This window comes from Sinomicrobium endophyticum (genome assembly GCF_052983315.1).
In genome coordinates, this window is record NZ_JBRKIS010000025.1 from 342,252 (window position 1) to 358,865 (window position 16,614).

At 46.8% G+C, this 16,614-nt stretch carries 5 protein-coding genes; 3 read left to right on the forward strand and 2 right to left on the reverse strand.

Annotated features, from left to right (window positions below; all coding sequences use genetic code 11):
* Window positions 1-58 precede the first annotated feature (58 nt).
* Entirely contained in the window at window positions 59-4,765 is a 4,707-nt protein-coding gene (locus ACVBDU_RS10105; protein ID WP_447179624.1) for a cellulose binding domain-containing protein, read from the reverse strand.
* 119 nt (window positions 4,766-4,884) lie between these two features.
* On the reverse strand, window positions 4,885-7,626 hold the full coding sequence (locus ACVBDU_RS10110) for a glycosyl hydrolase (protein WP_447179625.1): 2,742 nt from the start codon (window positions 7,624-7,626) through the stop codon (window positions 4,885-4,887).
* A 305-nt stretch (window positions 7,627-7,931) separates the two neighbouring features.
* On the opposite strand from ACVBDU_RS10110, the gene ACVBDU_RS10115 reads away from it, so the two are divergent.
* The 3 genes from ACVBDU_RS10115 to ACVBDU_RS10125 all read left to right on the forward strand — a co-directional run bounded on the left by ACVBDU_RS10115 (window position 7,932) and on the right by ACVBDU_RS10125 (window position 16,604).
* Window positions 7,932-11,087, forward strand: a complete 3,156-nt coding sequence (locus ACVBDU_RS10115; RefSeq protein ID WP_447179626.1) for a SusC/RagA family TonB-linked outer membrane protein — start codon at window positions 7,932-7,934, stop codon at window positions 11,085-11,087.
* A 38-nt stretch (window positions 11,088-11,125) separates the two neighbouring features.
* Window positions 11,126-13,222, forward strand: a complete 2,097-nt coding sequence (locus ACVBDU_RS10120; protein ID WP_447179627.1) for a RagB/SusD family nutrient uptake outer membrane protein — start codon at window positions 11,126-11,128, stop codon at window positions 13,220-13,222.
* Between the two features lie 232 nt (window positions 13,223-13,454).
* Window positions 13,455-16,604, forward strand: coding sequence for a SusC/RagA family TonB-linked outer membrane protein (locus ACVBDU_RS10125; protein WP_447179628.1), 3,150 nt, complete (start codon window positions 13,455-13,457; stop codon window positions 16,602-16,604).
* The last annotated feature ends 10 nt before the right edge of the window (window positions 16,605-16,614 follow it).

Below are 16,614 nucleotides of genomic sequence, written 5' to 3' on the forward strand. Positions count from 1 at the left end.
TTTGGTTATGGGTATGGTCATTCCGATCTCCAATGTCCGGGGAGATCGGTAAGCATGTTTATTTCCGGATAATTTTATGTGTTGTTGTTTTTCCGTTGTTTCTCACCTGAAGAATATAGACCCCTACGGGAAAATGTCTTATATCCATCTTCGATATATCTTGTTTTATTTCCTGGTTCAGAAGTAGTTGCCCGGTGGCGTCAAATAATGTCATGCTCCCGTTACGGAGATCGTCTACCTGCACATTTACATGATCCCGGACAGGATTGGGATATACAGACACCCCTGTATATTCCCGGGGGCTGTCTTCTTCCGTTGCGGATAAATCCTGTAAAATGGCAGTATCTCCCGGTTCTGTTCCGTAAACCAGTTCTCCTTTGTGGTAAATTGTGATATGCATATTTTCCGAATAGGACCCTGCCGGCAGAAAAGAGTGATCGTCAGTTTCGTCAAAAGCACTCCAATCGGTTTTGGCTATACGGTATTGTATATCTCCGGAACCACTGAGCGGATATAACTGTCCGGCCGACGGATTAAACGTCAGTTTAAAAAAGGTGTCGGCACCTGCAAAAGTGGTATCGGGTTTAACGAAAGCGCCTTGTATACTGCCATTGCCGATCTCCGCATAGTCTATCCAGTAATTCAGCCCCGGATTTTCTTCGGCAGTAAACCAGTATCGCACCTCCAGGTCGTTATATTGCAACGGTACATTGCCGTCATTACGGATATCAACATAAGTGCGTATGGTATTGGTCTCCGTATTTACATTCCGGTTCCTGGAATTTATTTTTAATGCCGTAACCGGGTGCTGCTGAGTTGGTTCTACTCCCCATATCAATTGTCCGTTGCGGTAAAGCGTTATCTGCTTATTTTCTCCATAGGTTTCTCCTGATTGATAGGAATAGTCATCAGATTCGTCGAAATCCGTCCAGTTTTTCTTTGCTATCCGGGATTCTATAACCCCGGTTTCTTCCCCGGCTTTAAGCTCCTCCATACCTTTAAAATCATACTCTACATAACCGTAAGCCCCTTCATGCGGTATTTCCAGGGGATGATATACCGCGGAAATGTTACCTGTCCCCAACGCGGCATAATCGATATAGGCATTTATCTCTGAGAAGTCTTCCGGAGTAAACCAGTAGCGGGCAGACAATTCTCCGTACGGAATATCTATACCGTCATTATTGACAATGCGCAGGAATGGTCCGATTGTATTATTTCCGGGCTTGCCTCTTTCACCATCCCGATAAAGCACCTTAACCGGGTGGCCATCGGCAAGCTGTACTATTTCTTCTTCCGTAAGGGCATAATTGTATAGTTTTACCTCATCCATAAGATCCCGGAAAGGTTTGTTTTCTTCGGAATTCCCCAGTTTCAGAGGGTCTGTTTTCCCTATGGAAGCGGTCGCGTCTGTCTTTTCGGCTACTTCTATACCATCCATATATAACCGTATCTGATCTGCTCCCCTATCTCTTACTGCTACTATATTTTTCCATTCGCCGGTAAATAACGGAGAAGATGAGGAATTGCTGACGGAAGCAGATATGTCGGTCTTTGTTCTTCCGTCATCTACGGCAAAGGTTAGTCGGCCGTCGCGCAATTGTATACCGTACCATTTTCCGGTACCGGGCTCAAAAGTTCCTTTATGTATGAGGTAGCAATCCGTTCCGTAAGCATAAGTATCTTCGGGAATTTTAACCCAAAGAGAGATGGTGAATGAGGTTTCGTCAAAAATAAGATGATCGGCATGTGGTATATGACTAGCTGCCGTATCGGAAGGCTGTTCAAACCGGAAGGCATTGCCCGACATGCCTTTTTCCCAGACCACTCCGGGAAATCCGGCGATCATGCCCGTGTGCTCATAAAACGAATAATCGGCTACCTGTATACCTTCGGTTTCGTCCATCTTCCAATACCCGACAAGGCCTTTCGGGGCCGTTGTCCGGAACGTCCAAATCTGCCCGGTGGTAGTACCTTCAGGCCCCACGGCATCCACACGCCAGTAATAATCGGTATCTCTCTGGAGGTCCTGAAAGGAAAAACCGGGACTCTCTACATCCGTTTCTCCTGCCAGGGACATATTCTCCGCATCGGTGCCGATATAGATTTTATATAATGTGGTATTAATTCCTCCTGTCCAGTTAGCTTCCGTATTTTCTCCGAACCCTTCGAGCACAGCCGCATCGGAAGGGTCAGGAGCACGTGTTTGCAGAGGGGTGGGTTCCGTTTGGTACAGTTCCAGTATTTCCTGCTGGCTCAACCCGTAATTAAACATCCTAAATTCATCGAGATCGCCCCGGAAGGGAGTATTCAGGTCACTGCTGTTTCCTATAATAACCGGATCTGTCTGCCCGATGGTTTCCAGGGTATTATCTGTTACTTCATTTAAGAGTTCTCCATCCCTGTAAAGTTTCAGCTTTTGTCCATCCGTATCCCTCACTACTACAAGATGTACCCATTCGTCCGTAAAAAAAGGCGCTGCATCTGCTGATACCTGGGTTTTGGTAATATTGTCGTCCACAGCAAAGCGTATGTCCCCGTCCTTTATTTCTATACCGTACCATTTTCCGGTGGCTCCCGTTGTTTCGTCTTTTGCAAAAGTCCCTTTATGAATCAGATAGACCGGTCCGGTCGGTGCCGTAGCTTTCATCCAAAGTGATATACTGAAGGACTGTCTTGCAGGATAGAGGTAATCTTGGTGCGGTATGCGGATATGCGAAGTAGTTTCCCCCGAGCCAAGGTCTACAGCTTTGTTCACTTTACCTTCCGCACGTATATGATTGTCCGTATTCCTGATCTCCCCGTGATTTCCGTAATCTGAGCTATCTATAATTGCCGGGCCGTCCTGTTCATCCATCAGCCAGGTACCGACAGGCCCTTCGGGAAAATGAGAAAGTGTGTTAAAAGACCATACTTCGCCGATAGTGGTGCCAAGTTCGTTCATGGCATATACTCTCCAGTAATAGGTTGTACCGGCCTCCAGGGTTTCCGCTTCATAAAAAGCATCTGTTGTTGTCGCAACCGCGGTAAGACTGTCCGGGTCGGTGGAAAAATACAGTGTATATTCTTCGGTATTCTCACTGCCTGCCCAACGCATTTGCAAGCCGGAAGTTTCTATATAATCGGACCCGTCTTCCGGTGACGGGGAAACAGGAATATCCGGAGCGGAGGGTACCGAAAAGGTTTTAACCGGGAAAGGAGCAGTGTAAACGGAGGAAAAATTATCATTCTGCCCTCTAAGGCGATAAAAATATTCCGTATCGGGTTCGAGTTCTTCATCCGTAAAAGTGATAATGTCACCCTCAAGTGTATCCAGAGCCTCAAAGTTTGTGCCGTCTGCAGAGCGTTCTATTACGATCCCTATAGTTCTGATATCGTTATTTTTCCATTTCAGGCTTATGCTTGAGGTGGAAACCGAGTCTGTCTCTAACCGGGAAGGCGGGCGCAAAAAATCGGGGGCCGGCGTATCGGCCAGACTGTTTATATAAACTTCTATATTGGCATACCCGTCTGCTCTTATCTGCATGGCGTCCGAGGGATTGTCCGGGTCCAGACCATTAGCTGTCTCCCAGCTGTCCGGAATACCATCGCGATCGGTATCCGGGAGAGGAGGCGCTCCGAATACTTCTCCCGGACCGCGGGTAGGCAAATCCATTTCATCTGCGATCAGTGCACCGGAAATTCCGACCGAAGCGAGTTCTTCGGCAAGAAATTCATCTACAGGGTCGCGCCGCGGGTAATTTGCGCCGGCATTGTCCATAACATAACCAAATGTCTCCGCTGCCGATAATAATTGTTCCGGCATGGGATAATTATAAGGAGTTTCCCGAAAAACAGTAATTCCATCGTATGCCGAAAGCGGTACTTCGTAACCATCCAGTATGCCGTTGAGGTTGTCGTCGTAGTAATTGCCCTCTACATAAGGGATAAAGGTGGGGGTACCCCGGGTAAAGGGTTGTATGGTGGTGCTGGGTCCTTTTATCATGTAATTGTTGATGATATTTACAAAGGATTCCCCGGCGGAACCGCCCATAATGTATCCTCCGCCTCTTCCCCAATTATAAACTACATTGTTTACAAACTGGTTCAGTCCTTTTACTTTAGGATTACGGGTATTGTTATCTATGTAAAGATTCCTGTAGAGGCTTATTTTACCGGAAGGTTCTACCAAGCCACCTGCGGAATGGGTTTCCAGTCCCTGGGCTATAATACTGTTCTGAATAGTAATACTATCGGCATAACGGGTAATGGAAAAAGTTTCGTCCCTTCCCCACGAGGCAGATATATGGTCGAAAATAAGGTGTTTGGCATCATCTGTTATTCCCACCGCATCAGCCCCGCTGGTTCCTACTCGCCCCATTCGCATCCTCAGGTAACGAATAATGGAATTACTGGCCTGTGTATAGGAAAATCCGTCACCGTAAATCACGATGCCGTCGCCCGGCGCCGTTTGCCCGGCTATGGTAATATCTCGGGATACGACAATCCTGCTTTTCAAACGGATAATCCCGCCCACCTCAAAAACCACGATACGGTTGGGCCTGCTCACGGCATCCCGGAATGACCCGGGGCCGGAGTCATTCAGGTTCGTGACAATATACACTTCTCCATGCCTTCCTCCGGAGGCATGTCTTCCGAAGCCTTCCGCTCCGGGAAAAGCCGGTATCTGTGAAAAAACATTTCCGGAAAGAAAAAAGAATAAAATCCATACAGGCCATCTGCCGATCCTTGTTCCGACAAGACAAAAGTTTTCAAGAGTAATCATTGGGTCATGGTTTGGTTGATTTGATTCTGCAATTTTTACCGGCATTGGTTTTTATGCCGGGAAATTATATGGAGCACCGGTATTTTCAACCGGGTGTAATATACAGGGTATGGCAAATCTTAATTTTTCATCTTAGCTCTGACAAACAGGGGTACGAGAGATACCGGACCCAACAGTCCGGAAGGCATGGGCTCCCAGCGGGAAGCATCGAACTTTTTATAGTCCCGGTTTACAATATCGGCATCATAAAAGATCTTCCATTCCTTCCCTTTCAATTCCATATCGCGGATACGATTGGCTGCGAGATTGGTAACCTCTATTTCCAGAATGTTTTTCTTTTTTTTCAATTTCCCCGTTTCGAGGATAAACGGAACAGACCACGCGCAACCTATGTACTTCCCGTTGAGCCACACCCTGGCGCTTTCTCTGACATCCCCAAGGTCCAGTTTCCAGTTTTCCGCCTTCTCTTCGGGTCTGTCAAATTCCAGTATATATTTTGCCGTACCGGAAAAAGACTCATATTCGGGTCCGTAGGTTGTCCACGACCCGATATCGCCTACAGATCTGTCTCCCGGAAGCTCAGGGCCTCCGTGAAGGAAAGAGAGTTTCCACTTCCCGGCCAGTGAATATGCCTTCCCCTCTTTATAATACATCCAGGGTTCTCCTCCCTCATCTGTTTCCGAAGTATGCAGGAAAAGGCTTTCTCCGGGTTTTATCTGTACTCTCACTCCGGTATAATTTCCCTGTCCGGATATCTCTGCCAGTCCGGATCTGCCGGAAAGCGGATCCATGATCCGAACCTGTTTTGCCTTTACCCCTAAGGGGATCATTCCATTTACTTCTTTGCTACCGTGATTGGCAAGAAAATAAAACTTCCCGCCCTCATACTCTCTCCGGATAAACTTAAGTCCGAAACCTGACAATTTTTCCGGATTGATCCCTATAGCTTTCAGTGAAAAAATCACATGATTTCCTGTTTCCGCGTCTATATGATTTTCGGATAGAAGCTGTTGCAATTCCGTATTTTGTTCACTGTAATTATACAATCCAGGAACCGATTCGGGGATTCCTAGAAAAATGACCTTAGCCCCCTGTTTTTTTAGCTGTAAAAGCTTTTTTAATGTAGCGAGCGGCATTTTTTCACAATCGGGGATTATAATAGTCTTATAACTGCCTCCCGGGAGTTGCACCTGCCCTGCCACCGTTTCTGCCTGTTCTATAAACCGATCGGAAATAAAATCTACGGCATACCCGTTATCCAGGAGCTCGTTTGCTGTTTCATAAAAAGAAGTGCCGTGCAGCCATTCACCGAGGGCATGGATCTTAAACTGAAAGAAACGTGACCCTCCGAGGTTTTCCCCCCAGGTATCATATACCGGCCAGTAAAGCAATACGTCCCGGCCGGGCTCTCCTTCCTGTAGTATGGCCTGGCAACGAGCTATGTACGAGAAGAGGCCCGGGGCATCTTCCCATATGGTATTGTTCGGATGAAAATTTACGGACGCGTAAAACTTCCAGCCTGGCCATACTGCTCTTTGGGGAGCGTAGGTAGTGCCGTGCAGAAACACGTGGTTGATCCCGGAGAGAAAAAGTTCTTCTACTTCCGGTTTACATTGGGACAACGCTGTCTTGAAATGCTCGCGAAGCCAGGTAAATGTTTCGGATGAAACGAGGGGTTTCCCGGCAATATGAGCCGCAGACGAAGCAAACTTCAACATTATTCTGTCGGCATCTCCTTCGCGTATGTCGGATGCTTCCCTCCGAAAACCCGGTATATCAAAAGGCATGGAGCCAAAAGTTTCGCATTCGGGAATATCGGCGGCAGCATAGAGGTCTATCAGGTTTCCCGGGGAACCATGTGCCTGAAGCTTACTTTTAAACCCTTTGGTATGTGCCCATTCCGTCCAGTTATCGACAAAGTTTGCAAGCAGAAGATCGGATATGGTTTCCCGGTAGTCACTTTTCACCCGGTTAGCTATTTCGCCCGGTGTGGTACCGAGTAAAGAAGGAAAATAAGGCGCCAGATCATAACCCCGTCGTTTTTCGAACTCCTCAAAAAAACGGGGGGTATAATCCGTACCATACACTTCGTAGCTATCGTTAAATACGGCTCGTAGTTTGCTTGTCATGCCTTTAAGGGCCGTGTCATAAGGCTTGGTATAATCTTCGAAAGCTTCTTTGGAGTAATGGTCCAGGGTAAGCCCTTCTCCTCCCGGAGCAGCCCGTTTTACCTTTTGTCCTGTATTGTCGTCGAAAACTGCATATAGCATATGGTTATTATTATTTGCTTTCCAACGCAGATGGTTTCCGTTTAGATGCCCGGTAAGGTCCAGGAAGTTTCCTTTCTCATCATAGGCAAATACGTATTGCAGCCTGGCATAGGGATGATGTTCCGGGTTTTCGGGCTCTATTTCACTATCAAAGATTTTCCCGGCTTTTACTTCATACTTGCGGGATGTCAGTTTACCTGCGGCATATTCCGGTTCTACCTGTGGTCCGCCGTATGGCCATCCGGTGCCCATAACCATATCCACTTTCATTCCCAGGCTGTCCGCCATTTGAATGGTATGCTGCAACATCTCCGTCCATCGGGGAGACAGATGACCGATGAAGTTTTCTTCTCCTCCTTTAACCCCGTAAATAGGTGTGATCTCCACGCCTCCGATCCCTGCTTTATGTAAAGCCAAAAGATTTCCGGTAATATTTTTTTTGTCTACGGCGCTCCCCATCCACCACCATCGCGTCCATGGTTTTGCATACGTTTTTCCTGCCGGCCATTCTTCGTTCTCGCGTGATTCCTCCTGGGCCCGGGACACATGGCATATACATAAGAGGAAGATAAGGAAGTAATGTTTTATCATGGCCGTTTGAACTATTTGATTCCGGTTGATCAGAAATAAAAGACTTGCTGTAAGATTCTTTCGCAAAAAAGCAAAAATAAAAACCTTCCGCTTTTTCGGATAATGAAGTTAAAATTAGGATGAATCGGGAAAAGCCGCATCCTGTACTATCCTGTGCAAACTCCTGTAATTAAATAACAGACAAACAGCACAGTACAGGATACTTACACAAGTATCTCTGAATACATTTGATTATGCAGTATTATCTTCCCATATACGCCGACAGGAGGAGTATACTATCAATTAATCCACTAAATACCAAGCCAATGAAAAACCAAATGAAAACTTTATTCGGCCTTGTCCTGTGTATGTTAATCTGTACTACAGGCCATGCCAGGCAGATAACGGTACAAGGTACCGTAACCGATCCTTCCGGAGTTCCGATTCCCGGTGTAAATGTCCTGGTCAAGGGCACCCAGACGGGAACCGTAACCGACTTTGACGGGAATTATGAAATAAGTGCCTCTGCAGGAGAAATACTGACTTTTTCTTATATTGGAATGGAGACCGTAGAAAGGACTATAGGTTCTTCTTTCACCATAGACATCGTTATGCAGGAAAGCAGTTCGCAGCTGGACGAAGTGGTGGTGATAGGATACGGTACCCAGAAGAAAAGCGATGTTACCGGGGCCATTGTCAATGTCGGCTCGGAAGAACTAATGACATTACCTGTAAATAATGCTTTCGAGGCTTTACAAGGTAAAGCTGCCGGTGTAGACATTACAAGCAGTCAACGTCCGGGTACTGTCGGAACAATCCGCATTCGCGGTAACCGTTCCTTGTCTGCGAGCAATGCACCGCTTTATGTCGTTGACGGAGTGCCGTTAATGTCTGCTTCAGCTATTGAGACCCTGAACCCGCGTGACATTGAATCCATTGACGTCCTCAAGGATGCATCGGCGACTGCGATCTACGGTTCGCGTGGTGCCAACGGTGTAATTATCGTGAGCACCAAGCAAGGTAAACCCGGAAGATTCTCCCTGAATTATTCAGGAGTGGTGACCACCTCCGATATTGTTGACAGGGCTCCGTCCATGAGTGCTGCCGATTTTATCGAATTTCGCCGATGGGCCGCATATAACCTGGATTCCGAAACTTACCCACATCCAAACGCCCCTACCTATGAAAATGACAGGGTGATTTTTGATAGCGCTCTGGATGGTCAAACCTCCAGGGACAATGTTTTAAAAGGCTGGGAAAACGGTACCTGGGACCCTTCCAGGGTTACGAATACGGACTGGACCGATTTTGTGACAAAAACCGGGATTACCACCGAACACAACATCAGTGCAAGCGGAGGTACCGAGAAGATGAATGCTTACGGTTCTTTCGGATATTTAAATAATGAAGGAACACAACAAGGGCAGCACTATGAGCGCTACACCACGAAACTCAGTGCGGAGATAAAGCCCACGGACTGGTTTACTTTAAACGCTTCCATGAACGTAACGTGGAGTGAACAGGATTACGGGATGTCCCGGTTAGGAGGGCGCAGTAATTCTGTTCCCGATGCTATCTACGGTGCCGCCAAATCTGTCTACAATATGGCCGTTCCCTATGATACGGAAGGTAACTTAATCATCAATCCCGGGGGGGAATCCGGAATTTATACAATAATGGATGAATGGAACAAAAGCACTCAATTATCCCAAACCATGCGTGCTCTGGGAAGTTTCTCTGTAACCTTTGACATCGGTAAAATAACAGAAACCCTGGAAGGGCTGAGCTATAAAATGAGTTTCGGCCCGGATTTCCGTCACTGGAGAGAGGGTGTCTATATCGATGGTGCTTCGGCACACCGTATCAACTCCGACGGCAGTCCCGGCACCAACTATGCCCGTCTCAGGAACCGAAGGGACATGTCGTGGACCCTGGATAATATCATTTCCTATAACAGAACCTTTTCCGATATTCATAATATAGGGGTTACCCTGCTTCAAACAGCTTCATCCTGGAATATCGAAGAATCGGCCATGAGTGCAAATAACATCCCTAAGGAATCGTACTTGTGGAATGCTTTCGGCACCATAGATATTACCAACCCCGACAATAATGCCAGTATGAGTTCCGGACTTATCGAACGCCAGCTCAATTCCTATATGGTTCGTGTAAATTACGGGTTCGACGATCGTTATTTATTTACCTTTTCCGGTCGTTGGGACGGCGCTTCCCAACTCGCAGAAGGCCATAAATGGGACTTTTTCCCGTCGGCGGCACTAGCCTGGCGTATTAAACAGGAAAATTTCCTGAGCGATACGGACTGGCTTACCGACCTGAAACTTCGTTTTGGCGTAGGTACCACGGGAAATTCCGCTGTTTCCCCTTATGCAACCAAAGGAGATATTACGCAAATATACCTGCCGTTTAACGGTGTAGGGAACCAGGTAGGGTACACCACCAATGAACCGTACTACTCCAATAATCAACTCTCTATGGCCAACCCCAATCTGGGCTGGGAAAAAACAACCCAATATAACATCGGTCTGGATTTTGCAATGTTCAACAATCGGATTAACGGTAGTATTGAAGCTTATAAATCCTATACCAGGGATTTGCTCATGGAAGTTAATATCCCTACCCTGACCGGTTTCCCCTCTACCTATGCCAATATAGGCAAAACAAACAATCGCGGGATTGAAGTTACGCTTAACGCAACCCCGATAGAAACAAAAGGCGGCTTCGCCTGGGATACCAATATAAATGCGGCCTGGCAAAAGGACGAAATAGAAGAATTGGCATACGGAAGGAACGATATGGTAGATAACCAATGGTTCATAGGCCAATCTATCGGAGTTCAATTCGGATATGACAATGAAGGTATATGGCAGGATACCCCTGAAGATCGTGCTGAAATGGAACGATGGAATGCCAACGGCTATGATTTTTCGCCGGGAAATGTGCGTCCCAAAGACCAGAATGGCGACTATGAAATGACCACTGAAGACCGCGTTGTTTTAGGTAACAGTGCCCCCAGGTGGACTATCGGATGGAACAACAACTTTGTCTATAAAGGTTTTGAACTGGGAATAAACACCTATTCACGTCTGGGGTATATGGCCTCCCTGGGAGGACAATCTATGACAGCCCATAGCAATCAAATGAAAGTTGATTACTGGACCCCGGAAAATACGGGCGCCGAATTTCAAAAGCCTATTCTCGGGCAGGCTACTTCCGGGTCACAGGATGACTTTTCCGGGATCTTAGGGTTCAAAAAGGCTTCATTTATCAAAATCCGAACTATCTCTGTAGGATACAATTTACCCAGTGATCTTTGTGCTAAACTCGGTTTGAACAATATGAAAATTTATGCTCAGGCCCTTAATCCGGGTAGTATCTATCAATCCCTGGACTGGTACGATTTCGACGTGAATTCTACCATATTCAACCGCAGTTTTGCCCTTGGAATTGACATTGGAATATAAATAATGCGAAATGGAAACATATTTAAAAATATACAAAAATGGATATCATTAAAAATACAGCGATTTATCTTGTTTTGATCGTGGGGTTATCCGTATGCTCCTGCAGCAAAGATTTCCTCGATGAAGAATTGAAGAACCAGTATTCAACGGATTATTTTGACACGCCCGAAGGGCTCGAAGAGCTCGCCGTATCTCTCTACGGTAATATCCGATGGCATTTCGGCTTTGAATGGGCATACGGAATTACCTTGTACGGAACCGATGAATTTACAAACGCCAATGACCTGACCAACGAGATGTGGAATACCTATGACAACCGCCTCGGTCCGTTAGGTGCCAGTCCGGAAACCGGCGCTGCCAACGGCAATGCTACTTCACCGGCCGCTCTCTGGGACCAGATGTATTATGGTATAGCATCTGCCAATACCATAATCGCCAAGGCACCCGAAGTCATTGAAAATGAGCAGACCCGAAATCGTTGTCTGGCCCATGCTTACTTTCTACGTGGTTATAACTACTATCGTTTAACTGCACAATATGGAGGAGTTGTGCTTCAGACCGAGCCTGCTGTCGGAGTCGTTCGCAATTTCGAACGGGCAAGCGAAGAGGAATGCTGGGAGCAGGTAATCTCCGATTTCCGCAATGCCTATGAGTTCTTTGAAGGGGAAGTTTATACCTATGGCAAAGGAATTACCTGGACCAAAGCCACTGCCGCTCATTTCCTTGCAAAGGCCTTGTTGTTCCGTTCTTCCGAACGCAATGATTCTTGGAACAGTTCCTATAAAGAAACCGATCTTAACGAAGCTATAGAAGCCTGTACTTATGCTATCGGTGCCCGTGGAGCATTAAGCAATAATTACAGCGATCTTTACGCCAACTGGTCAGGAGTTGATTCGGAAACCGAACAACTCGATGAAATTCTGATGGCTGCCGGACACAATGCCGACGGGTCAACCAAAGGGCGTTTCGGAAACCGTACTTATAATTACTTCACACCTCAATTCTCCAGCTTCTCAGGAGGTTGGGTCCGACGCGGTGTATGGATAGGAGGTATGGATTTTCAACGTTGCAGGCCTACCGAATACAGTTATGCTGTTTTTGACCACGTAAACGATGCCCGTATGTGGAAAACCTTTAAAACAGTTTACGGGGTGAACAACATTCCGGAACAAAATACAGGTGTAGAAACAGGAGATCCGGGAATTGTTATGATCCTGAACACCAGGGATGACAATACTTACAACAACTACAATTTTGGCGCTTATGTTCAAAATCCCGACTGGGAAGATACAGAAGGTCGTTTGCCGGAATGGAAATTGAGCAGCCGTCAAACACCATCTTCCGGGTCCCTGGCCAGTGAAGCGGGACAATGGGTCCCCAACTCACTTGTTTTATATCAAAACGGGGAATATGTGGCCCCACGCTTCGGAAACCAGCCTGTTTGTAATTTCTTTGCCGGGATCAATAAAACGGACGATGGCTCCCGTACTGCGGAAAAGGGTGACGCCCATCGCGATGTAACTATGGCACGTCTGGCAGAGACCTATCTCATAAGAGCCGAATGCTATGTCCGTCTTAACCAATACGGCAATGCAATGAATGACATTAACGTTGTTCGCGAAAGAGCCCAATGGAAAAGCGGAGAAAACAGATCCTACTACACGGATGGTTCCCGGGCATTTGAAAACAATTCCCTGAATACCGGGAGCGCAGCGGAGAATTATATCTATTCGAACTTAAACATGAATACCTATTATCTGTCAAATCCGGCAATCCCTGTTACTACGGAAGCATCCGACCTGAGATTAACATCATTTCCTGATAACTTACCACAAGAAGATGAGGCTGTCCTGGCTAAAATCGGCGCTTCGGGCAGCTATGAGCGGGCATTGAATTTTATTCTTAACGAGCGTACCCGCGAATTGCTGGGTGAATGGCAACGCTGGGAAACATTGTCCCGTACGGGGACTTTGATCAAACGGGCACAGGCCTTTAACCCGGAAGCTGTTAACATTACTACCAATAAGCATGAGCTTCGACCGATACCACAATCGTTCATCGATGGTTTACTAAACGAAGATGGCTCTAACTTATCGGATTCGGAAAAATCCGCCTGGCAGAATCCGGGCTATTGATCCGTCATTACAGTAATATGAAAATCCCCGGGAGATGTTTTCCCGGGGATTTTTACAAAATATTCCTGTCGGCCATTATCCCCTCATCCTGTCCCCTTACCAGCATAGTACAGGATACTTCACCGGGTAGTTCTAAATACATTTGACTTAATTCCTCTCTCTTTTTCCCGGGAACAAAAAGAGGGAAATATGGTTTTACCAAACCATTTCAATCAATAAAACATCAAACCAGATGAAAAACCAATACAAAACTTTATGGAGCTTTCTTTTGTGCATTTTTACCTGCACCTTAGGCTTTGCCCAACAGACATTTGTAACAGGTACGGTTACCGATGCCCAGGACACTCCTTTACCGGGAGTAAATGTTATTATAAAAGGAACGAGGATCGGTACGGTCACCGACTTTGACGGAAACTACGAAATCGAGGCCTCCGAGGGCGACGTGCTGACTTTTTCTTATGTGGGAATGGAACCAATAGAGAGAAGCATAGGGGCATCTTCCACTATAAACGTCTCTCTCAAGGAAAGTAATTCGGAACTGGAAGAAGTTGTGGTTATCGGTTATGGAACCCAGAAAAAGGTAGCCACCACCGGGTCTATCGCCACCCTGAAAACCGACAATTTTGTGGAGCGCCCCATCTCGCGGGTAGATCAGGGCCTTATAGGACAGATCGCCGGAGTACGGGTAAAACAGACCACGGGTCTTCCGGGAAGGCCTTTCAGTATAAATATAAGGGGGACAGGATCTATTTCCGCGGGAAATGAACCCTTATATGTTATAGACGGGTTTCCCCTGCATACGGAAGGTGTGAATCAGAACGGGAGCTTTTCTAACGGAAGTCCGCTGGACAATATCAATCCCAACGATATAGAATCTATCGAGATCCTGAAAGATGCAGCGGCAGCGGCAATATACGGATCACGAGCATCCAACGGGGTGGTCCTGATAACCACCAAAAAGGGAAAAACAGGCAATGCCAAATTTACCTTTAACGCATATACCGGGATCTCCAAGGAATCCAAAAGGGTAGACATGCTAAGTCCGGACGAATGGATCGGAAGGTCTAAGATAATGATCGATAACCAATGGATGAACTCCGGTGTTCCCGGAGCTACGACGGACCAATCCGTAGATCAGCGCAGGAGTACCTATAACCAGTTTCTGATAGACAACAACCGGGAATCCGAAGTACTGGCCGGCGATCAATTCAACACCTCGTACATGTATGACCCCAGGTGGGACATGGAAGGCCATCCAGGCCTGGACTATATCGACTGGCAGGACCGCATCTTCCGGACCGGGATTTTCAATAACTTCCAACTCTCTGCATCCGGCGCTACGGAAGCCATTAATTATTACATTTCCGGGAACTATCAAAAGAACGAAGGATATATTATAGGTACGGACTACGAAGCCTTCAGTGCAAGGGCCAATATAGATATCAAATTCTCCGACAGGCTTAAAATGGGCATCAACCTGGCCCCCACGTATTCCGTACGTAATGATCCCGGGGTAGAAGGTAAAGACAATACACTTCACAAAGCCATATCCACCGCCCCGATACAGGAAAGCACAACCAACGACAGCGGGGAAAAATACACCATCCGCTACGATTGGGGAAGCAGTAATACCGACCCTCTTCCGAGATTGTCCCGGAAAGGAAAATACACCATGTTCCGGAACCTCATCTCTTCGTATGTGAGTTATGATATTATGGATGGGCTGACTATAAGAAGTTCCGTGAATTTTGACAACGCGGACAATACTTCGGAAACCTATCTGCCAAACGACGTTCTGGAAAGTATCCGCGGAGATTACGGGACCTACCGGAGACAGAATATTGTGAACGAAAATACGCTGACCTATACCAATACTTTTAAGGACAACCACAATCTTTCCGTAATACTGGGGCATTCTTATAACAGGTATCAGATCACATCTTCGGGGCTTTCTTCCGGAAACCGATATAACAATTCTACCATAGAAACACTTCCTTCGGGATCTACGGGGAGTACCAGCTCTTCAAGAAATGTTCTTATCTCTTACTTTGGAAGGGCGCAATACGATTTTAAAGAAAAATACATGCTTTCTGCCAGTATTCGATGGGATGGTTCTTCAAAATTCGGACCGGATTCCCGCTGGGGTGTATTCCCTTCCGTATCCGGAGGATGGAGGATCTCACAGGAAGAATTTATGCAGAATATCTCCTGGCTCAGTGAACTGAAATTACGTGCCAGTTATGGTATAAACGGCAGCAATAATATTGGTAACTATGCCTGGTATTCTACTTTGGGCGCCTACAATTATTTCCTCGGACAAAACACGGCGCTGGGACAGGGTGTCGCGTCCATTCCCAACCCGTCACTTCACTGGGAAGAGTCAAGAAGCAGCAACTTCGGGCTGGATTTCAGTGTGCTGAACAACAGGATTTCCGGTTCATTTGATGTTTATCGCAAAGAGAACAGCGACCTCTTATTACAGGTTCCGGCTCCGGCGGCATCCGGGTTCACCAGTTACCTGGAAAATGTAGGGAAAGTGCTGAACAAAGGATGGGAAGCGGAAATAACCAGTTACAACCTGACGGGGGATTTCAGCTGGAATACCTCTTTCAACATAAGCCATAATGCCAACGAAGTACTGGCCCTCGGTCCCGAGCAGGATCGTATAGAGATCTCATCCGGCTACAGTCCCATTCCCTTTATCATCCTTGAGGTCGGTAAACCCATGTATACTATTCATACCATCGTTCAGGACGGGGTGCTGAGCGAACAGGATGTGACCGAAGGGGCAGCCGTGTACGGCGGGGGTACGCCCGTGGCCGGAGATCCCAAATACGTGGACCAGAACGATGACGGCGTAATAGATGAAAAAGATCGTGTGGATGCAGGCAACCCTTTCCCGAAGTATATCTGGGGGATCACCAACAACTTCCGGTATAAGAATTTTGACCTGAACGTCCTGTTACAAGGGCAAAACGGCGGACATGTTTACGGGCTGCTCGGAAGAGCTATCAATCGTACGGGAATGTCCTCCGGGGAAAATAACCTGGATGTAGACCCGGCAAAGCGGGGTAACTGGAAAACCAACTTCGGTTATGTGACCAATACGGACTGGCTCTACAAATCGGACTACCTGAGTATACGTAACATCACGCTCGGATACAATCTTACCAACGCCCTGAAAAGTGAAAAAATAGACAATGCCCGTGTCTACGTAACCGCGGAAAACTGGTTCTACTGGGATAAATATGATGGTGGTTATAACCCGGAAGCTACCAATGCCCCGGCAAGCAGTGATTCCAGATATCCTGTTCCGGCAGATTACGGTGGCGCGCCGTTGGCAAAATCACTTATTCTCGGGCTTAATATAACCTTTAATTAAAAACTCCTGA

Coding starts and splice junctions, on each gene's coding strand:
- ACVBDU_RS10105 (WP_447179624.1), bottom strand. CDS start 4,765: ATGATTACTCTTGAAAACTTTTGTCTTGTCGGAACAAGGATCGGCAGA.
- ACVBDU_RS10110 (WP_447179625.1), bottom strand. CDS start 7,626: ATGATAAAACATTACTTCCTTATCTTCCTCTTATGTATATGCCATGTG.
- ACVBDU_RS10115 (WP_447179626.1), top strand. CDS start 7,932: ATGAAAAACCAAATGAAAACTTTATTCGGCCTTGTCCTGTGTATGTTA.
- ACVBDU_RS10120 (WP_447179627.1), top strand. CDS start 11,126: ATGGATATCATTAAAAATACAGCGATTTATCTTGTTTTGATCGTGGGG.
- ACVBDU_RS10125 (WP_447179628.1), top strand. CDS start 13,455: ATGAAAAACCAATACAAAACTTTATGGAGCTTTCTTTTGTGCATTTTT.